Below are 20,428 nucleotides of genomic sequence, written 5' to 3'. Positions count from 1 at the left end.
TTGTCAGAGGTACTGGCCTGTACGCAGCTCCTGCTGGTCGTCCTTGGCCGGCGGCAGATCCTCCGCCAGCAGCAGCCTGATCTCGAGTGATCCGACGCCGCTGGTGATACGGCTCCCCTGGAGAGCCACCGCCCGGTCGAACACGTTGCGGACGAAGCGGCCGTTGCCGAACGACTTGCCGCGTGGTGTGCGCTTGAGCAGCTCACGGACAGCTGGACTGACGTCGGCGTGCAGCTCGTAGCCGGCCTTCCTGGCCATGCCCTCGAAGATCGCGACGAGTTCGTCCTCGGTGTAGTCCGGGAACTGCAGCGTGTTCGGGAACCGCGAGGCCAGGCCCGGGTTCTTGGCCAGGAAACGGGCCATCTCGCCGTCGTAGCCCGCCACGATCACGACCAGGTCCTCGCGGTGCTCCTCCATCAGTTTGACCAGCTCGGCGACCGCTTCCGAACCGTAGTCGTCGTACCACGAGTCCGTGAGCGAGTAGGCCTCGTCGATGAACAGCACGCCGCCCAGCGCCCGGGCCACCGCCGAACGCACCTTGGGCGCGGTCTGACCGAGGTACTCACCGATCAGGTCCCCACGGGAGACCTCCACCAGGTGCCCGGACGAGAGCAGCCCGAGCTTCGCGTACACCGCCGCGAGCAGCCGGGCCATGGTCGTCTTCGCGGTGCCCGGGTTCCCGGTGAACGCCAGGTGCCGGGTCGGCGCCGCCAGCGGGATGCCGGCCTCGCGGCGCAGCCGGTCGGCCTTGGCCTCGGCCACGAGCAGGCGCACTTCCTCCTTGACCACGGCCAGCCCGATGAGGCTCTCGATTTCGGCCACCGGGTCGTTGGGCAGCTCGACCCAGGACGTCGTGGCCAGGGTGTCGGGCACGTCCTCGACCAGGATCTCGTGCAGGGACTCGTCCTCGCTGACCACGTCGTCGGCCAGCACGCGGCGCGCCTGGCGGGCGATGGCTCGTTCGAGGAGCCCCACCGACAGCCGCGCGTTGCCGGTCGGCGTGGCCTTCACCAGACTGCGCACCTTCTCGACCACGCCGTCCTGCAACGTGAACCCGGCCTCGGCGGCCTTGCTCTGGAAAAGAGCCACAAAACTGTCCTGGGTCAACGCCGGGAACCGGAGCACCGACGGGAAGAACGCCGCCAGTTCCTTCTCGGACTTCAGCAGCCCGTTCACCGCCGCGTCCGGACCCGTCAGCACGACGACCAAGTCCTTCTCGTGGCTCTGCACGGCGCCCACCAAGGCGTTGATGGCCTCCCTGTTGCGCCAGTCCTCCTCGGCCGGCTGCAACTCGTGGACTGCCTCGACGCACAGCACGCCACCGACCGCGCGGTCCACGACGCGGCGTACGCGGGCACCTATCTCCCAGGTTTCGCCGTGGACGAGGTCCCCTCGGTCGACCACCACGATGTGGCCGGACGACAGCACGCCGGTCCCGGCGAACATGCGGCCCAGAATTCGAGCCACCATGGTCTTGCCGCTGCCGGCCGGGCCGGTGAAGACCATGTGCCGGGGGCGCCGGTCGACGACCATGCCCGCTTCAAGGCGCATCCGGTGCGCCTTCTCCTCAGCGACCAGCAGCGCGAGTTCCTGCTTGATCTTCTCCAGGCCCACGCACGAGTCCAGCTCGGCCTGCGGGTCGGTGCCCGCGACGCCACCCGGCACCAGCTGGCGCGGCAGGTCCGCGGCGGTCACGCTGACCGACCGCGACCTGCCGACCTTGGCACGTTTGCGCGCGGCCACGACGCACTGTTCGGCGAGGTAGTCGACCAGCCTGGCGCCACGCAAGTTCAACAGCGGGGGAGTGCGCGACAGCAACACCCCGGCAGTGAGGCTGACCGCCCGGCTGATCGTGGCGCCCCGGCGCGCGACAGCCCTTTTAAGCAAATCTGCATAGTGCTTGTCGGTGAACTCGTCCGTCCTGGCCACCCGGAACTGCTGGTACAAGGCCGGGTTGGCGTCGAACAACCTGGTGTCGCCGGCGGGCCCGCACACCACCACGACGTGCAGCTCGGCGAACCGCTTGAGGCACCGGCGCAGCTCCTCGATGAGCGCCGCGCCGCACCGGTCGAAACTGAGGATCCGGTCGAGGCCGTCGATCACAAGCAGCTGACGTTCGGCGATGCAGTCGGCGATGTCCCGGTTCAGCTGATGCACCGCCCCGGTCGCGTCCATGCTCGCGTACAGCTGCTCGGACACCCACTTGACGGTCGAGACGGTGCCTTTGGCGACCAGCTCCTTGAGCAACGCGGTGGCACCTGTACGGCGCCCTGTGCCGTCCGGCCCGGCGATCATCAGCCGGATCGGCGACTGCTGGTCCTCTGGAAGAGCCACCAGCATGTCGCGTAGCGCCGCGGTCAACGCGGGCTGGCCGATCAGCGGAATGTCCGGTTCACCGGCCGCGGGCTTGGCAGGCTCCTCCCGGGGCATGGCCGCCAGCGTGCGGACCAACGGATTGAGCACGGGACGACGGGTGAAGATCTGGCGCAGCGTGCGCTGGAAACCGGTGACCGGCACGTCCGTGGTCGCCGACACTGGCTCCCCAGGAAGGCCATGCACCGCCGCACCGAACCGGGCAGCCATATCGAGCCACGCGCGGCACGCGTCCGCCTCGCCCGCGACCAAGGCCCGAGCCAGCCACGCCCGGGCCTCGCCCGCCCAGGAATCGGTGAAGGTCTCCCGCATGTACCTGCTCACACGGTCGTACAAGGCGTCGTCGGCGAACACCGCGAACTCAGCCGGCACCTCCCAGACGCCGGTCTGGTGCAGCAAACTGGCCACCATGCCGTACGGGTCCCCGCCAGGGACCACCGAGCTGAGTCGTTCATGCGCCGCGACGAATCCCGTCACCACCCACTCGAGGTGGTTCGTCGGGCCGGCCAGCTCCGGCAACTCGGCCAGAATCTCGGTGGTCGCCGCGCGGGACCAGATGTCGGTGAGGTTGCCGTACGGCGTGCTGTCGGTTTCTTCCGCTTTGGGCAACTCATGCAGCGCGATCACAGCTTGCCGACGGTGCTCGAACGGCTCCAGCCCTGCGAAGACGTCGAGGCATTCGCGCGCAAGCTCGTAGGCGAGCCGTCGTTTGCCGGGATCGTTGCCGGCTGCGGAAGTGAGCCAGTCACCAGGCGGCCGGAAGTTGTTGGCTCGTGCGCAGGAGTACGTCGCGCTCCGGTTGGGCGGCTCCGGCTCTGCGCGGAAGCCACCAAGCAGCTCGGTCTCGATGTCGGCGCGGTTGCCGCCACGCACCGCCGAGATACCGGTCAAGTACTGCAGCAGGCACCACAGCTCGGCGCCGACGACCGTCGTGTTCTCGCCGTAGAAATCGCTCAGCTGATACGGCAGTTCCTTGGCGCGGGGGTCGTTGTTGAGCGCCTCGGCGCGGGCGGTGATCTCCTCGAACAGGCCGTCAGGCACCCGCCAGGGACCATAGGCGTACACGTCGATGACCGGCTCATCGGTCAACAGGATCGCCAGGTGGTCAGGTAGCCGTGGCTGTCCCATCGTGAGCCCCCTCTCGTCGGTTCGGACACCCTAATGCGGCCGACATAGGGTTGAAGACATGACCACACATTTCGATGTCGTCGTCCTCGGGGCCGGAGTCGGGGGCTACGTCGCCGCGATCCGATCGGCGCAGCTGGGCCTGAAGACAGCGGTCGTCGAGGAGCGCTACTGGGGCGGCGTGTGCCTCAACGTCGGCTGTATCCCGTCGAAGGCGTTGCTGCGTAACGCCGAACTGGCACACATCTTCACCAAGGAAGCCAAGTCGTACGGAATCCAGGTCGACGGCACGATCAGCCTGGACTACGGCGAGGCGTACCGGCGCAGCCGCAAGGTCGCCGACGGCCGCGTCAAAGGCGTGCACTTCCTGATGAAGAAGAATGGCATCACCGAGGTGCACGGGCGCGGCACGTTCGTCGACGCCAACACTATCGAGGTCGACGGCGAGCGGATCACATTCGACCACTGCATCATCGCAGCCGGTGCGAAGCCTCGTCTGCTGCCCGGCACCGCCAAGAGCGACCGCGTGGTCACCTACGAGGAGCAGATCCTCGCGGAAGACGTGCCGCAGAGCATCGTGATCGCCGGCGCGGGCGCGATCGGCGTCGAGTTCGCGTACGTGCTGCACAACTACGGCGTGAAGGTCACCATCGTCGAGTTCCTCGACCGGATGGTCCCGCTGGAGGACGAGGAGGTGTCCGCCGAGCTGTTCAAGCGCTACCGCCGGCTGGGCATCGACGTGCTGACGTCCACACGCGTGGAGGGCATTGAGGAGACGTCGTCCGGTGTGCAGGTGACGGTCTCGAAAAACGGCCAGCAGCAGGTGCTGGAAGCCGACAAGGTGCTGCAGGCCATCGGATTCCAGCCGAACATCGCCGGATACGGCCTGGAGAACACCGGCGTGCAGGTGTCCGATCGCGGCGCGATCGAGATCGACGCACGCGGCCGCACCAACGTGCCGCACATCTTCGCGATCGGTGACGTCACCGCGAAACTGATGCTGGCGCACGCCTCCGAATCGATGGGAATCGTGGCGGCCGAGACAATCGCCGGTGCGGAGACCATGGAACTCGACTTCGTGATGATCCCGCGCGCAACATACTGCCAGCCGCAGATCGCCAGCTTCGGCTGGACCGAGGCGCAGGCCCGCGAACGGGGCCACGACGTGAAGGTCGCCAAGTTCCCGTTCACCGCCAACGGAAAGGCCCACGGCCTCGGCGACACAGCCGGGTTCGTGAAAATCCTGTCGGACGCGAAGTACGGCGAACTGCTCGGCGCCCACCTGATCGGCCCAGACGTGACAGAGTTGCTGCCGGAACTGACCCTGGCCCAGCAATGGGACCTGACCGTGACCGAGGTCGCCCGCAACGTCCACGCCCACCCGACCCTCGGCGAGGCCGTCAAGGAAGCCATCCACGGCCTCGCCGGCCACATGATCAATTTCTGACCCCGATGGCGCACCCTCAGTAGCCGCAATCGCTGAACCTGGTGGCGCAACAGAGTGAACCCGGTGCGAACGGTCCATTCGCACCGGTTCGCCCTTCCAAACCCCCTGCTCATCCACCATCCCCTGTAGACTGGAGCAGGGACGCCCCCCGGGTTGGGCGGGGGACTGTCTATCTCTTGTGGTTGGGGCGTCTGGGTTTGCTGGATCGGTTGCCGGTTTGCCGGCGCGTTCGCGGCGGGGACTTGGGTTGTGCTGTGGTTTCCGTTGAGCGCAGGTTGGGTTGGTGCTGGTGATTGTTTGCCTCGCCGGCGGGCAGACCGCCAGGAGGAGGGGTGGGGGATCGCCGTCGTGGGACAGGTGGGTTGCGTCGGGTCCCCTCGTTCCAGCATGGCCTGCCCAAGGGTGAGCACGCATGTCCAGGACACCGCAATCGTGCGCTCGCCGGCGCCCCGTTACGGGTTGCTGTCGGTTGGGGAGCGCCGAGCTTGGGTTGCTCGCCGCTGTGTTGCGGCGCCCTGGACATGTGTGAACAGGCTTCGCCCAGGCCATACTGGAGCGAGGGAACCCACGAAGCAGCCCTCTATTGCGCTAAACGCGCCAAAGGGCAAAGACACTCGGGTGGTCGCCAACGGGGGTTTGTTTGCGGCCGGGGGTGCTAACCGTGACCGCCGGCATTGGTCTCTGGCGCGTTAGGGGGTGATGGCGCCGGCTTTGTAGCCGAGGCGGTAGACGGATCGGACTACTCCCTGGCCGAGTTTGCGGCGCAGGTAGTAGACGTATGTGTCCACGGTGGACTCACTGGCGTCTGTGCCGAAGACTCGGGTGCGTAGTTCGGATTTCGGGTATATCACTGTCGGTCGGGCGACCAGGGTTCTCAGGAGGTCGAATTCGCGGACTGAGAGGGATATGCGTTTGCCTCGGGGCAGGACTACCTCGTATCTGCGGACGTCCAGCTGGGCGGGGCCGAATGGGATTGTCTCGGCGTTGTCGATGTGGCGGCGGAGCAGGCCGCGGATCTTTCCGAGCAGTTTCGCGGGCAGGAAGGGTTTGGTCAGGTAGTCGTCGGCTCCGGCGGCCATGGCCGCTTTCTGGTCTTGGTCTGAGCCGATGGATGAGAGGACCAATGCGCGGGCGGTCACGGCTTTGCGGCGCATCGCGGCGAGCAGTTCCAGTGTTTCCGGGGTGCGGTCCACGATCATGACCTCGTAATGGGTCGTGAGCGACTTGTTCATCGCCGGGTCGACGTCGAAGGTGTATCCGGCTTCGGCCAGCAATTCGCCCAGTCGGGAGATGAGCAGTTCGTCGTCGGCCACGATCAACAGCCGCGGCGCCGCTTTCGGGGTCACTCTGTCATCCTGCCTGTATCGTGCCCGGTTCGCCTCTCCGGCAACCGGAACCGGTAATTCAAAACCAGCCGTTCGGGCCATCGCGCGTCCTTTTCGGACGCTGCCCAGTCCGCCATCGGCACCTCCTTGCAACCCGACGAGCTTAGCGGGCGTGCACGGCGAGTACTCGTTCGGCAACCGGACGTGTTGGACTGCGGCGGCTCGCCGGTGCATAGTGATCGGGGAGGTGGAGATGTCACCACAAGGCTTGTCTCGCCGTGAACTTCTGTTGCGTAGCGGTTACGTCGCCGCTGGTCTGACCGCCGCGGGCGCTGTGGGCGCCGCCGACGTGGCCGCGGAGCAGGGCGGCGTCGAACTGCGTGAGGGCACGAACATGTCGGCCGCTCTTTCGCCTGATGGCAGGCGGATCGTGGTGGATCTGGTAACCGGGATCTGGGTGCTGCCGTCCAGCGGTGGCCGCGCCCGGCGGCTGACCGATGATTTACAGGACGCGACCCTGCCGGTCTGGTCGCCCGACGGGAGGCGGATCGCGTTCCAGTCATACCGCGACGGGAACTTCCATCTGTACGTGATCGATGCCGACGGCGGTACGCCCCGGCAGTTGACCAGCGGCCGTTTCGACCACCGCGAACCGGCGTTCTCGCCGGACGGCCGCAGGCTCGCGTTCAGCAGCGACCGGGACGGCAGTTACGGGATCTGGTTGCTGGACTTGGCTTCCAGCGCGCTGACAGCAGTGACCTCGACGCCGGACGAAGAGGCTGCGCCCCGCTGGTCGCCGGATGGGAACCGGCTTGTTTTCACGGTCAACGATGTGGCGATTGACGCTGTTACGGTTGCGACCGGCGAGCGGCAGCGGTTGATTTCGGTGACCGGCACCGACCGGGTCTTCGGTCCCGCGTTCGGGCCCGGCGGGCAGCCGAGCTACATGTTGCTGCGCGGTGCGGACGCGGACCTGATGCTCGGTTCGCAGCAGGTCACGCGGGGTGAGGACGTCTTCGGGTTCGCGGCTTCGTGGTCGGGGCGTGACGTTCTCTACGTCGCCGACGGCCGGATCCGGCGGCGTTCCGGCGATATCGTCAAAGATGTTCCGCTTGAGGCGAGTGTTTCCGTGGCGCGTCGCGACTATCGCCACCGGGTCCGTGACCTCGATTGGGGCGGGCCGTTGCCGGTTCGGGGGATCGCCAGCCCGGTTGTTTCGCGTGACGGCGGGCAGATCGCATTCCGTGCACTGAATTCAGTGTTCATTGTTCCGAGTTCAGGTGGGTCGCCCCGACGGGTGATCGACGACAAGTATTTCAACTCCGACCCGGATTTCTCGCCGGACGGCAAGACGCTGCTGTACGCCAGCGACCGGCTGGGCACAGCCGATCTGTGGGTCCGGGACCTGGCCTCCGGCAAGGACACCGTGCTCACGTCGCTGCCCGGCGCGCAGACCGCGCCGCGATGGTCACCGGACGGGCGCAAAGTCGCCTACATCGACCATGACGGCGCATTGTGGACGCTCGAGGTGGCGTCCGGAAACGTCCAGCAGTTCACTCCCGCGCTGTTCATGCCAGGCCGGCCGAGCTGGTCGCCTGACGGCAACGTGATCGCGTTGGCCGCGGTCAAGCCGTTCTCCCGCAGGTTCCGCGAGGGGACAAGCCAGATTCTCACGGTCGACCTGCGCACCGGCGAACTGCGTTACGCCGAGCCGATGCCGTTCCGATCCCTGGCTACCCGCGGCGACGACGGTCCACTGTGGTCACCTGACGGAAAGTACCTCGCGTTCGTGGTGGAGAGCGTTGCCTGGATCGCGCCGGTGGACGCGTCGGGCAAGCTGATCGGCGACCCGCGCCAGGTGACCGACGAGGTGACGGACTCCCTTGCCTGGCAAGGATCCGACGCCTTGGTCTACCTGTCGAAAGGACGATTGCGAGTACAGGGGATCAAGGGCGGTCCGGCCCGGACGATCCGGCTGAATTTCAGCTGGCGGCGCCCGCGTCCGCCGGAGCGGTCGATCGTTCACGCCGGTGCGATGTGGGACGGCGAATCCGGACGGCTGCGCAACGACATCGATATCGTGATGGAAGGCGGCCGGATCGCGGAAATCCGTCCGCATGGCAACGGTTCCGACGTAGTGGACGCCCGCGGTCTGGTCGCGATGCCGGGATTGATAGACGCCCATGTGCATTGGCATCTGCGCGGCAGGCAATGGGGTGACCGGCAGGGCAGGTTGTGGCTCGCCTATGGCATCACCACGACCCGCTCCCCAGGTGATCCGGTTTACCAAATGCTGGAGACGCGAGAGGCGCTCGAATCCGGAAACCGGGTCGGGCCGAGATTCCTGGCCACCGGCGAGGCGATCGACGGGTCTCGCGTCTACTACAACTTCATGCGGCCGACGCTGTCGCGCAGGCAACTCGACCTGGAACTGGCCCGCGCGGCCGAACTCGACTACGACATGATCAAGACGTATGTCCGGTTGCCGGTGGAATACCAGCAGGCGGTCATCCGCGCGGCGCACACCGCCGGGCTTCCACTGTCGTCGCACTACCTTTACCCGGCCGCGAACATCGGCATGGACGGGATGGAACACACCGGTGCGACAAACCGGCTCGGCTATTCGCACACCGTCAGCCGGACCGGCCACGCGTATCAGGACGCCGTCACGCTGTTCACCCGATCGGGCATGTCACTCACGCCGACTTTGTTCAATTCCAAGGCGCTTTACGCCGATGACAAGTCGCTCGTGCAGGACGAACGGACCAAGATCCTGTTCCCGCAATGGGAGTACGACCGGTTCGTGACCGACGCGAACAATGCCGGCACACCGGCCGGGGCAATGATGCGCAGAGTGCTCGCGGCGAATGTCGACATGGTGCTCCGGGTGCACCGCGGAGGTGGCCTGGTCATCTGTGGCACTGACGCGCCGCTGGACAATGTGGCTGTGTCGTTGCATCAGAACCTCAGGGCAATGGTGACGTTCGGGTTCACACCGCGCGAGGCGTTGACCACCGCGACCCGTAACCCGGCGCGGTGGCTCGGCCTTGAGAACCGGATCGGTGTGCTCAAGCCAGGCGCGTACGCAGACCTCGCGCTTGTCGACGGCAACCCGCTCGCCGACATCCGAGCGGCCGCAGCCGTGCGCCGGACGGTGGTCGGCGGCGTGCACCGGACCGTGAGCGAGCTGCTGGCTCCTTTCCAGAGCCAGCCGGTCACCAGGGCAGCGGTCAACCAGGTACTGCCGGCCGGGCCGTCGGCCGAGTCGCGGCACTGGTGGCATGAACCCGAATGGACGACACATGTCTGCTGTGATCATTAAGGGGCCGTTGAGGCCACGCGCAGGTCAGGGTGTCTAACTGGCTAGCTTGTGGAGCTGCGCTAACAAGCGATTTCAGAAAGTCCTGATGGACTGCACTCCAGGCCCGGGTCCACACTGCCCGCATGAAGGCACTCGTCAAGGTGGTCGAGGGTCCGGGCCTGGAGTTCACCGAGGTCCCCGACCCCCAGCCCGGCCCCGGTGACGTGGTGGTTCGCGTCCTGCGCACCGGCATCTGCGGGACGGACCTGCACATCGACGCCTGGGACGACTGGGCTGCCAAGACCATCCGGACACCGTTGGTACTTGGGCACGAGTTCGTCGGCGAAGTGGTCGAGATCGGCGCCGCCGTCACCGGGGTGAAGGTCGGCGACCTGGTCAGCGGTGAGGGCCACCTCGTCTGCGGGACGTGCCGGAACTGCAAGGCCGGACGGCGCCATTTGTGCGCCAACACGCGTGGCCTCGGCGTGCACAGCAACGGCGCGTTCGCGCAGTACGCCGTGCTGCCTGAGCAGAACGCGTGGGTGCACCGCAATCCGGTCGACCTGGACGTGGCCGCGATCTTCGACCCGTTCGGCAACGCCGTGCACACCGCGCTGTCGTTTCCGGTCATCGGCGAGGACGTGCTCATCACCGGCGCCGGACCCATCGGGATCATGGCCGCTGCCGTGGCGCGCCATGCTGGCGCCCGCAACATTGCCATCACCGACGTCAGTGACCACCGCCTTGAGCTGGCGCGCAAGGTCGGCGTGGACCTTGCTCTGAATGTGCGCCACTCGTCCATCGCCGATGCGCAGGCTGTGCTCGGCATGTCCGAGGGCTTCGACGTGGGCATGGAGATGTCCGGGCAGCCCAGTGCGCTGCAGGGCATGATCGCGAACATGTCGCACGGCGGCCGGATCGCGATGCTGGGCCTGCCCGCGGCGGAGTTCGCGGTCGACTTCGGCAGTGTGGTCCTCAAAATGCTCCACCTCAAGGGCATCTACGGCCGGGAGATGTTCGAGAGCTGGTACTCGATGTCCGTGCTGCTGCAGGCCGGACTGGATCTCTCGCCGGTGATCACCCACCGGTTCAAGGCGACCGAACACGACCTCGCGTTCGCCACCGCGCGCGAAGGCCAGTGCGGCAAGATCATCATGGATTGGACGGAGAGCTGATGTACGGCGCTATGCGCGATGACCTGCGGGCCGGGCTGGACGAGATCCGCGCGGCGGGCCTGTACAAGGCGGAGCGGGTGATCGGCACCCCGCAGCGTGCGGCAGTGCGCGTGGGATCCGGCGGAGACGTGCTCAACTTCTGTGCCAACAACTACCTCGGACTGGCCGACCACCCCGCGCTGGTCGCCGCCGCGCACGACGCGCTGGACAAGTGGGGCTTCGGGATGGCCTCGGTCCGGTTCATCTGCGGGACCCAGGAACCGCACAAGCAGCTGGAAGCAAAGCTGTCGGAGTTCCTCGGCACCGACGACACGATCCTGTACAGCTCCTGCTTCGACGCCAACGGCGGCTTGTTCGAGACGCTGCTCACCGACCAGGACGCGGTGATCTCCGACGAGCTCAACCACGCGTCGATCATCGACGGCGTGCGGCTGTGCAAGGCGCGCCGGTACCGCTACAAGAACCGTGACATGGACGATCTGGAGCGCCAGCTCAAGGACGCCGCCGACGCCCGGTACCGGCTGATCGCGACTGACGGCGTGTTCTCCATGGACGGCTACCTCGCGCCGCTGGATCAGATTTGTGACCTCGCCGAGCGGTACGACGCCCTGGTCATGGTCGACGACTCGCACGCCGTCGGCTTCACCGGCCCGACCGGTCGCGGCACCCCAGAGTTGTTCGGCGTGACCGACCGGGTCGACGTCGTAACCGGCACTCTGGGCAAGGCCCTCGGCGGAGCCAGTGGTGGTTACGTCTCCGGGCGTGCTGAGATCGTGGAGATGCTGCGGCAGCGGTCGCGGCCGTACCTGTTCTCGAACTCGCTCGCGCCTTCCATCACCGCGGCCTCGTTGGCGGCGCTGGAATTGCTGAGCTCATCAGGGGAGTTGCTGGAGCGGCTCCGTGAGAACACCACCTTGTTCCGCACCAGGATGACCGAGGAAGGCTTCGATCTGCTGCCTGGCGAGCACCCGATCATCCCGGTGATGATCGGTGATGCCGCGCTGGCGGGGCGGCTCGCGGACCTGCTGCTGGACCAGGGAATCTACGTAATCGGCTTCTCGTATCCGGTGGTCCCGCACGGCAAGGCCCGGATCCGGACCCAGATGTCGGCCGCGCACTCCACTGAGGACGTCAACCGGGCGGTCGACGCTTTCGTCGCCGCACGGGCCAAACTGGACAGTTGAGAGTCGTCGCTTTGACGGAGAACTTGACAAGCTGCGACTCTGACCATTGAGGACGTTGACGCGGCGGGTCAGCGCTGGCTCAGGATCGCGCCCAGCACAGTCTTGATCAGCGGGTGGTCTTCGCTGCCGCGACGGATGGCTGCGAAAACGCGCCGTTGTGGTGGTTCGCCGTGGACTGGCACCGCTACGGCGCCAGGTGTCTCCGTCAGCGCGTTGCGGGGTACGAGTGCGACGCCGGCACCCGACGCGACCAACGCGACGATGGCGCGGAAGTCGTCAGATGTGTGCGTGATGTGGGGGTTGTCGACGACTGCTTCGACGACGTCACGGCATGGGTTGCCGGGCAGGGGAGCGATCCAGTCCTCGCCTGCCAGGTCGGCCAGCCGCAGCGTGCCGTGTCCGGCCAGGGGGTGGCTCTCCGGGAGAACCACGTCGAACGGCTCGGTGTAGAGCGGGAACATGATCAGCCGCTGGTCGTCGGTGCGCGGCGCGAGCCGGTGCTGCTCGGTGATCGCGACGTCGATCTCCCCGTCCAGCAACAGTGGCACGCTCGTGTGGCCTTCGGCGTCGCGCACGAGCACAGTCAAGTCCGGCGCGAAGAGCCGGATCGCCCGGATCGCGGGAGCGACCACCTGTGTGATCGCCGAGGCGAAGCTGGCCACTTCGACGCGCCCCAAGGCTCCCGAGGCGAACGACGCGAGCGTGGCCTGCGCGCGTTCCAACTCAGCCGCGACCGCGTTGGCGTGCCCGACCAGAAGCTCGCCGGCGGCGGTCAACGAGACGCGCCGCCCGCGGCGCCGTAGCAGCTCCTGCCCGGTCTCCGACTCGAGCGCGGCGAGTTGCTGCGACACCGCGGACGGCGTCAGGTGCAGTGCCTCGCCTGCTGCTGTCACTGTGCCGTGGTCCGCAAGGGCCCGCAGCACACGCAGCCGTCGAGGGTCGATCACAGTACTTATTCTGCATCGTTGTGCCGGTGACCTCGCCGTTGGCCCGGATCCCGCTGGGCCAGGCGGAACACGATCACAGCAGGGAAATTTCTCGCGTTCCCGGCGCGTCAGTGCCGGACGGATCGGAAATCCAGCCATTCCTGGCCGGCTGTGGCACGCATGCGACCTCCGCTCGCAGTATGTCGGGCCTGGGGCCGCAGTGCGCGGCCCGTTCGGTGCTCAGTGGCGCGATTCTCGACCAAAGCAGGAAAGGGAGCATTTCATAGCCAGGCCGTGCACCCTGTCAACCACCAACCAGGTTGGTTCTCTCAGGGGTCGCGCGTCGCGGCGAAGGCCCGGACCGCCACCCATGTGTCCTCATTGGACGGTGTGTACGTGGTCAGCCTGGTCCGGCTGCGGGGGCCGAACCAGAGATTGGTGAAGTCGAACTCGAGCCGGCCGGCGGGATGCTCGAAGCGCTTGGTCAGGTTCTCGATCCAGCGAACGTCGTGGCGGCTCCACAGCGAATCGAACTCCGCCGACTCGGCGCGGAGCTTGCGTACCAGGCACTTCCAGCGCTTGTCGGCGACATGCTCCGCCATGGACGCCCGGAACTGCGCTACGACGCGAGGAAGGTTCTCGGCGCGATCCAGCAGTCGTTCGTGCCACAGAGGATGCGTGAACGCCAGGACCATCGTGTTGCGGTCTTCGAACGGGACGTCGTCGAGGTCTAGCAGCCAGGCGTAGACACTGTTGTAGCCGAGGATGTCCATCCGCGAGTTCAGTACCACCGCAGGCAGTGGCTCCAGTTGGCGCAGAACTATGTGCATCTGCGGAGCAAGCGCGCTGCACTCGCTCTCGTCGACCGGTTGTGGCGACCCGGCGAGGGTGAACATGTGTGCGCGTTCGTGCGGGTCGAGCCGGAGCGTGCTGGCGATGGCCGCCAGCACCTGGTCGGACGCCTTGATGTCGCGGCCCTGTTCGAGCCAGGTGTACCAGGTGACGCCGACGCCCGCGAGCTGCGCGACCTCCTCGCGTCGCAGGCCTGGTGTCCGGCGGCGGCCGCCGGGCGGCAGGCCGACCTCGTCCGGGCTGATTCGCTCGCGGCGGCTGCGCAGGAACGCCGCCAACTCGTGACGCCGCACGTCATCGTGGGTCGCGGGCTGCAGCGTGGTGGTCATATCACCAGGGTGACACGCCGATGATCCTGTTACCAGGTAGTGCTGGTACCCGGATAAACACACTCTGGTACCAGGTTATGCAGCGGCTCATCGTGGGAGCCATGACAACCCCCACTCTCCGGCAGCCGGTCACCGCCGTGCGGCCAGGACAGGCAGGCGGGCTGACAGCGGCAGGTCTGATCACGATTCTGCTCGGCGCGGCCTTGCCGATTCTCGACTTCTTCATCGTCAACGTGGCATTGCCGACGATCGACCGCACGCTGAACGCGTCAGCCTCGATGCTGGAACTTGTTGTCGCAGGTTACGGCATCGCGTACGGCGTCCTGCTGGTACTTGGCGGGCGCCTCGGTGACGCCTTCGGCCGCAGGCGCCTGTTCATGATCGGGCTCGCGGCGTTCACGATCACCTCGCTGGCCTGCGGGCTCGCGCCGAACGTGGGCGTACTGGTGGGCGCCCGGATCGCGCAGGGAGCCGCTGCCGCGCTGATGCTGCCGCAGGTCCTCTCCACGATCCAGGCCACGACCACCGGCGAGCGGCGATCGCGTGCCCTGGGTATGTACGGCGCCAACGCGGGGATGGCCATGGTTCTGGGCCAGTTGCTCGGCGGCCTGCTGGTCGCGGCCGACATTGCCGGCAGCAGCTGGCGGCCGATCTTCCTGGTGAACGTCCCGATCGGGGTGCTCGGCCTGCTGCTGGCCCGCCGCAACATCCCCGAGACCCGGTCGCCCAGCCCGGCCGACGCCGACCTGGCGGGCACGTTGCTGCTGGGTGCCGGGCTGTTCGCGCTGCTGGTCCCGCTGACCGAGGGCCGGGCGATGGGCTGGCCGCTGTGGACGTGGCTCCTCCTGGGAGCCAGCCCGGTCGCGTTCGCCACGCTTGTGTTCGTCGAGCGTCGTATGGACCGTGCGGGACGCGTCGCGTTGCTGCCGCTGTCGGTCCTACGGATGCCGAGCATGCGGCGCGGTCTCTCGCTGAGCGCGCCGTTCTTCCTCGGGTTCGGTGCCTACATGTTCGTCGCGGCGGTGACCCTGCAGGACGGACTGCACCTGGGGCCGTTCGAGGCCGGCCTCGCCCTGGCGCCGATGGCGGTCGCGTTCCTGGTCGCGTCGCTGGTTTCAAGTCGGTTGGTATCCAGATACGGCCGGTATGTGATCACGGTGGGCGCGGCGATCCAGGGAACGGGCGTGACGGTGGCCATCCTGACGGTCCTGTCGGCGTGGCCCGAGATCACTGTGCTGAACCTCGCGCCGGCGATGGCGATCGCCGGATTCGGCCAGGGCCTGATGATGACCACGCTGTTCCGGGTGATCCTGTCGCGGGTCCCGGCCGAAAGCGCGGGCGTCGGCAGCGGATCGCTGGTCACGGTCCAGCAGGTGTGCCTCGCGCTGGGGGTGGCCACAATCGGGAGCCTCTTCCTGTGGCTCAGCGAACCGGACGTGCTGGGGATGCGCGACGCGTTCGCGATCGTGATGGCCATCCAGTCCGTCGTGGCCGTGGTGGTCTGTATTTTCAGCCGGCGGCTGCCTGACCCCCGTTAGTGGAAGGCAGTTCGATGAGGGCCGTGTTCGGGATGCTCTGGCTGATCGACCACGGCTCGCCCGTCCGCCGGGACAGCGCCAGCCGCATGACCATGCCGTGGCTCACCACGAGAGCCGGTCGCGGGCCCTGCTCGATGTCAGCGATCGCGGCCATCACGCGGTCGCCTTGCTCGGCGTAGGTCTCGCCGCCCTCGAATCCGAAATCCTCGTGTGCCCCGACGAACCCCTGGTACGCGTGCGGATCCTCGGCAGCCATCTCGTCGTAGAGCCGGTCGGTCCAGATTCCGGTGTCGGTCTCCTTGAGCCGGTCGTCGAATCGCACCGGCAGCCCGATGTGGGCCGAGACCGCCTCCGCCGTCTGCCGGGCCCTGGCCAGGGGGCTCGCCCAGAGCACCACCAGGCCGAGGCCGGCGACTCGGACCGCGAGGTCCTTGGCCTGCTGCCGGCCGGTCTCGTCGAGGGGGACGTCCATCTGGCCCTGGAACCTGCGGGTGTGGTTGTAGGCGGTCTGGCCGTGCCTGGCGAGGAAGATGGTCACGTCCTCCGACCGTAGTGCCTGCGCTTTGCCGCACGACGGCTTAGTGGTGCCCGTCATGGCAGGACGGTCTGTCGATTCGTACCTTGGACTTCATGATCCGGACTGTCACTGACTGGGCCGTCGGGCTGATGGACACGCTCGGCGGCCTGGGCGCGGCGATCGTGGTCGGGATGGACAACCTGTTCCCGCCCATCCCGTCGGAGATCGTTCTGCCGCTCGCCGGGTTCAGCGCCAGCCGCGGATCACTGACCCTGGCCGAGGCGCTGATCTGGACGACGCTCGGATCCGTGGCAGGCGCGTTGATCGTCTACTGGGTGGGAGCGGCACTGGGCCGGGAGCGGACCCGCAGGCTGATCACGAGGATCCCGCTGATCATCGAGTCCGATATGGACCGTTCGGAGAAGTGGTTCGCCCGGCACGGCGGCAAGGCTGTCCTGTTCGGACGGATGATTCCGCTGTTCCGCAGTTTCATCTCGCTGCCTGCCGGCGTCGAACGGATGCCGTTGCCGAAGTTCGTGCTGTACACCGCCTTGGGCAGCGCGATCTGGAACACGATATTCGTGCTCGCCGGTTACTTCCTCGGCGAGAACTGGCACGTGGTGGAGCGGTACGCGGGCGTGCTGCAGTGGGTCGTGCTCGCTGCGGCGGTGGTCGCGGTGGGGTGGTTCGTGGCATCGAGGGTGGCTCGTAAGAAGGCCCAGCGGTGATCAGACCGGCAGCAGCCGGGTGATCAGTTCGGAGAGCTGGTGCACGGTCCGGCATTCGTGCATCTCGATCACGCGTGCATAGTCGTGGGCCACGGAGTCCCCGGTGGACCACAGCCGCTCCGGTTCCGGATTGAGCCAGTATGCGCGGCGGGCATTTCCGATGATCTTGCGAAGCGCCGCCAGGTTCGGGTCACCGCCGTTGTTGCGGGCGTCGCCGAGGATGAGCACAGACGTCTTCGGCCCGACCGCGTCGAGCCATTCGTCGACGAACACCTGCAGCGCGTGCGTGTAGTCGCTGTGGCCGTCCCATCGGGTCAGCCTGGCCTCCTGGTGGATCCGCGCAGCCAGCCCGGCCGGGTCCTCGGCGCCCGCTTTGACCAGGTGGGTGACCTCGTCGGTGGTCTCCACGAACGCGAACGCCCGGACCTTGCTGAACTGGTCTCGCAACGCCTGGGTGAGCAGCAGTGTGAAGTTGGCGAACCCGGCCACCGATCCGGACATGTCACACAGCAGCACCAGCTCCGGCCGGCTCGGCCGGCGGTGCCGGAATACCGGCTTGATCGGGATACCGCCGGTATTCATCGAACGCCGCAACGTACGGCGTACGTCGATCTCGCCACGCCTCGCCCGGCGGCGTCGTGCCGCCAAACGGGTGGCTAATTTTCGTGACAGCGGATAGATCGCGCGACGCATATCCGCGAGCTGCGAACGGCCCGCGGTGAGGAAATCGACGCGGTCCGCCGGGGGAGCCACCGCGTTGCGGGACACCGTCTCACGCCCACGCAGTTCTGCGGTCCGTCGCCGGGCCTCGGTCTCGACCATCGCGCGGAACCCCGCGATCTGCCTGCGGACCTCGTCGCGGCGTACGTCCGCCAGGAACCCCGGGTCGTCGGTCGCCTGCAACGCCGCCAAGATCCTGACCAGCAGCGTCTCCGGCCGCAGCCGCTGCAAAGTCTGATACGCCGACCAGCCGCCACCGGCCCCACGGCCGCCCTCGCCGAAACGGCCGAACGCGTCCACCGCGAGCTGCGCAAGCGCTTGCTGGTCGCGTGCCGTGCCCGTCGCCAGCGCCTGAGCCAGCTGTTCCCGCAGCTGCTCCAGGTCCTGTGGCTCCGTTTCGGGGCCACCCACCGCTGACGGGAAGTACAGGTCGAAGACCTGGTCGAACACGGCCCGCTGGCCCGAGCGGCGCAGCAACGCGGCCGCCAGGCCCTCCCGGACCTGTTCGCGCTGGTCCATCCCGAGCACCGCCAGCACCCGCGCCGCGTCGATCGTCTCGCCTGGTCCGGTCAGGATCGAATGCTCCCGCAGCGCCTCGACGAACGAGACGAGACGCTCCGGCACGCTCATCCCAGGACCTCGTCGAGCTTCAGCTCGGCGGACGCCCGGCGCTTGTCGGCCTCGTACTTGAGCACCACCCCGAGCGTCGTCTGCACGATCGCCTCGTCGAGGTGGTCCGCGCCGAGCGCCAGCAGGGTCCGGGCCCAGTCGATGGTCTCCGCGATCGACGGGGATTTACGCAGCTCAAGCGCTCGCAACGCACCGACGACCCGGACCAGGGAATCAGCCAGCGCACCCTGGACCTCGGGCACCTTCAGGCGCACGATCTCCAGCTCCCGTTCGGCGTCCGGGAAGTCCAGGTGCAGGAACAGGCAACGGCGCTTCAACGCCTCCGACAGCTCACGGGTCGCGTTGGACGTCAGCACCACGAACGGCTTGCGCGTCGCGGTGATCGTGCCGAGCTCAGGCACGGTGACCTGGAAGTCGCCGAGCACCTCCAGCAGCAGGCCCTCGACCTCGACGTCGGCCTTGTCGGTCTCGTCGATCAGCAGCACTGTCGGATCCGGATTGCGGATCGCGGTCAGCAATGGCCGCGGGAGCAGGAACTCCTCAGTGAAGATGTCCGCGCGAGCCTCGTGCCAGCCCTCGTCACGACCCGCGGTGATGCGTAGCAGCTGCTTGGCGTGGTTCCACTCGTACAGCGCGCGGGCCTCGTCGATGCCCTCGTAGCACTGCAGGCGGACCAGCTGGGACCCCGTCGCCTGGCTCACCGCACGCGCCAGCTCAGTCTTGCCGACCCCGGCCGGGCCCTCCACCAGCAGCGGCTTGCCGAGCCGGTCGGCCAGGAACACCGTGGTCGCGATCGCCGTGGAGGTCAGGTAGCCCGCGCCGGCCAGCCGCCGCGCCACATCGTCAACAGAGTCGAACAACACCAGCTGCCTCCTCAAGGGCGCGATCACCGTCGAGGTTAGCTGGTCAGCCCCGTCATCCGTTCAATGACAGCAGCACCTGTCCGGCGTCGTCGCGGACCTCGAGCCGGGTGATGTCGCCAGGCTGGAACGATGTCCCGCCGCTGAGCTTCAACGGCTCGTTGCGGCCGCCTTTCGGCACCGTCCAGTTGGTGACGGTCTCGGTCTGCCCGCGGTTGGAGACGGCCACCAGTTCGCACGTGCGAGGACCGACGGCTCCGCGCAGGTCGACGTTGATCTGCGTGCCCCATTCCTGGGCCAGCATCGTGACGTTGGCGTCCAGTTCGCCGCCGACGCCGTTGAGCACATGCGGCTCTTCGCTGGGCGGCGGTGCGTCTGTGGGCTCGAGCTTGACGTTCACCGGCGGACTGGCGGTCACCGGCGACGGATCACCGCTGGTCACCACGATCGTGACCGCGGGGGCGGCGACGATCAGGAAGGCCGCGGCGGCGGCGCCGAACCACTGCCTGCGCCGACGGCGCAGCCTGGATTTGGAGGCCTCCTCCAACAGGGAGGTGAGCACCTGAGGGCCGGGGACGGGCACCAGCAGCGCGGGCGCGTCGTGTTTGACCGCGTCGAGCAGGTCAGGCACGTCCTGTAACTCGACCAGATCCAGTTGACATCGTGGACAGTCGAGCAGGTGCTCCTCGAACGCTGCGTTATCCGGCTCGTCGAGCGCGCCGAGAATGTACGCGGCGATGTCTACGTGCCCGGACGCGTGGACCATTCTCGACTTCACCCCCGATCGCGCAGCGCGCGCCTCAGTGCACGGACCGCGTGGTACAGCCTCGACTTGACCGTACCCGGCGGAACGCCAAGTGTCTCGGCCACATCGTTAACCGTGCGATCACGTAGATAGGTCTGCATGATTGCCTCGCGCTGGTCGTCGGACAACACCCGTAGTGCGTCGTAGACGACCATCGCGCTGAGTGTCCTGTCTGATTCGTCGGGTACGCCCACCGAGTTCGCGTCCGGCTCCTCGACCTCCTGGGGACGTGCCTTCCTGCTGCGCCTGCCGTCGATGACGATGCGCCGGGCGACCGTGTAGAGCCAGGCCCGCAGCATGTCCGGGCTGCGGTCGAGCTTCTCGGCATTGCGCCAGGCCCTGATCAGGGTTTCTTGCACGACGTCCTCCGCCCAGTGCCGGTCGTTGCCGGTCAGCTTGAGCGCGAAGGCCATCAATGGAGTCCCGAAGTCCCGGTACAAGGCTGTAGCCAGGTCTTCCTCGGTGTGTCCATGACGGGGGAGCTCGTCACCCAGAAGAGCTCTTGCAGAATGGCTGTGGCGTCCCACGCCTGACATCCTGGTGTGACCGCCGGTGGGAGTCCAGTCTCAAATCGTTGCGGAATTTTTGTTTGA

The 20,428-nt window shown here is 67.2% G+C and carries 15 protein-coding genes; 6 read left to right on the top strand and 9 right to left on the bottom strand.

Features of this window, described 5'->3' with window-relative positions:
* Positions 1-3: 3 nt before the first annotated feature.
* The gene (locus JOF56_RS02940; RefSeq protein ID WP_209634122.1) at positions 4-3,501 is read right to left on the bottom strand and encodes an AAA family ATPase; all 3,498 of its coding nucleotides are present in this window, start codon (positions 3,499-3,501) and stop codon (positions 4-6) included.
* A gap of 58 nt (positions 3,502-3,559) precedes the next feature.
* Between JOF56_RS02940 and lpdA the strand changes: the two genes are divergently transcribed.
* Entirely contained in the window at positions 3,560-4,945 is a 1,386-nt protein-coding gene (gene lpdA / locus JOF56_RS02935; RefSeq protein ID WP_209634121.1) for a dihydrolipoyl dehydrogenase, read from the top strand.
* A 689-nt stretch (positions 4,946-5,634) separates the two neighbouring features.
* Here the strand turns inward: lpdA and JOF56_RS02930 are convergent.
* Positions 5,635-6,291 carry a response regulator transcription factor gene (locus JOF56_RS02930; RefSeq protein WP_307854895.1) on the bottom strand — a complete coding sequence of 219 codons (657 nt, stop codon included), beginning with the start codon at positions 6,289-6,291 and terminating at the stop codon, positions 5,635-5,637.
* 232 nt (positions 6,292-6,523) lie between these two features.
* Here JOF56_RS02930 and JOF56_RS02925 point away from each other — a divergent pair, with 232 nt between their 5' ends.
* The 3 genes from JOF56_RS02925 to JOF56_RS02915 all read left to right on the top strand — a co-directional run bounded on the left by JOF56_RS02925 (position 6,524) and on the right by JOF56_RS02915 (position 11,930).
* The gene (locus JOF56_RS02925; protein ID WP_209634119.1) at positions 6,524-9,592 is read left to right on the top strand and encodes an amidohydrolase family protein; all 3,069 of its coding nucleotides are present in this window, start codon (positions 6,524-6,526) and stop codon (positions 9,590-9,592) included.
* A gap of 122 nt (positions 9,593-9,714) precedes the next feature.
* Positions 9,715-10,746: an L-threonine 3-dehydrogenase gene (gene tdh / locus JOF56_RS02920; RefSeq protein ID WP_209634117.1), complete on the top strand. Its 1,032-nt coding sequence runs from the start codon at positions 9,715-9,717 to the stop codon at positions 10,744-10,746.
* Positions 10,746-11,930, top strand: coding sequence for a glycine C-acetyltransferase (locus JOF56_RS02915; protein ID WP_209634115.1), 1,185 nt, complete (start codon positions 10,746-10,748; stop codon positions 11,928-11,930). Before tdh ends, JOF56_RS02915 begins: the two co-directional genes overlap by 1 nt.
* 68 nt (positions 11,931-11,998) lie before the next feature.
* On the opposite strand, the gene JOF56_RS02910 is transcribed toward JOF56_RS02915, so the two are convergent.
* Together JOF56_RS02910 and JOF56_RS02905 are read right to left on the bottom strand one after the other, a co-directional pair.
* Positions 11,999-12,877 (bottom strand): LysR family transcriptional regulator, encoded by an 879-nt coding sequence (locus JOF56_RS02910; protein ID WP_209634113.1) that lies wholly within the window; start codon positions 12,875-12,877, stop codon positions 11,999-12,001.
* Positions 12,878-13,185: 308 nt separating this feature from the next.
* Positions 13,186-14,037, bottom strand: coding sequence for a helix-turn-helix transcriptional regulator (locus JOF56_RS02905; RefSeq protein ID WP_209634111.1), 852 nt, complete (start codon positions 14,035-14,037; stop codon positions 13,186-13,188).
* A gap of 101 nt (positions 14,038-14,138) precedes the next feature.
* Between JOF56_RS02905 and JOF56_RS02900 the strand changes: the two genes are divergently transcribed.
* Positions 14,139-15,575, top strand: coding sequence for an MFS transporter (locus tag JOF56_RS02900; RefSeq protein WP_209634109.1), 1,437 nt, complete (start codon positions 14,139-14,141; stop codon positions 15,573-15,575).
* Here JOF56_RS02900 and JOF56_RS02895 read toward each other — a convergent pair.
* On the bottom strand, positions 15,547-16,170 hold the full coding sequence (locus JOF56_RS02895) for a histidine phosphatase family protein (protein WP_209634107.1): 624 nt from the start codon (positions 16,168-16,170) through the stop codon (positions 15,547-15,549). The genes JOF56_RS02900 and JOF56_RS02895 overlap by 29 nt on opposite strands.
* 35 nt (positions 16,171-16,205) lie before the next feature.
* On the opposite strand from JOF56_RS02895, the gene JOF56_RS02890 reads away from it, so the two are divergent.
* Positions 16,206-16,820: a DedA family protein gene (locus JOF56_RS02890; protein WP_209634105.1), complete on the top strand. Its 615-nt coding sequence runs from the start codon at positions 16,206-16,208 to the stop codon at positions 16,818-16,820.
* Here the strand turns inward: JOF56_RS02890 and JOF56_RS02885 are convergent, their stop codons facing one another.
* The 4 genes from JOF56_RS02885 to JOF56_RS02870 are packed head-to-tail and all read right to left on the bottom strand — an operon-like array spanning position 16,821 to position 20,371.
* Complete coding sequence (locus JOF56_RS02885) at positions 16,821-18,170, bottom strand: vWA domain-containing protein (protein WP_209634103.1); 1,350 nt, start codon at positions 18,168-18,170, stop codon at positions 16,821-16,823.
* Positions 18,167-19,036 carry an AAA family ATPase gene (locus JOF56_RS02880; protein ID WP_443667640.1) on the bottom strand — a complete coding sequence of 290 codons (870 nt, stop codon included), beginning with the start codon at positions 19,034-19,036 and terminating at the stop codon, positions 18,167-18,169. The genes JOF56_RS02885 and JOF56_RS02880 overlap by 4 nt, the downstream gene beginning before the upstream one ends.
* A gap of 49 nt (positions 19,037-19,085) precedes the next feature.
* Positions 19,086-19,796: an anti-sigma factor family protein gene (locus tag JOF56_RS02875; protein WP_209634099.1), complete on the bottom strand. Its 711-nt coding sequence runs from the start codon at positions 19,794-19,796 to the stop codon at positions 19,086-19,088.
* Between the two features lie 8 nt (positions 19,797-19,804).
* Complete coding sequence (locus JOF56_RS02870; RefSeq protein WP_209634097.1) at positions 19,805-20,371, bottom strand: sigma-70 family RNA polymerase sigma factor; 567 nt, start codon at positions 20,369-20,371, stop codon at positions 19,805-19,807.
* Between the last annotated feature and the right edge of the window lie 57 nt (positions 20,372-20,428).

It is taken from the genome of Kibdelosporangium banguiense (genome assembly GCF_017876405.1).
In the GTDB taxonomy this organism is placed as follows: domain Bacteria; phylum Actinomycetota; class Actinomycetes; order Mycobacteriales; family Pseudonocardiaceae; genus Kibdelosporangium; species Kibdelosporangium banguiense.
Note: the sequence above shows the minus strand (reverse complement) of the source record. Positions and strands in the feature narration are given on the sequence as shown.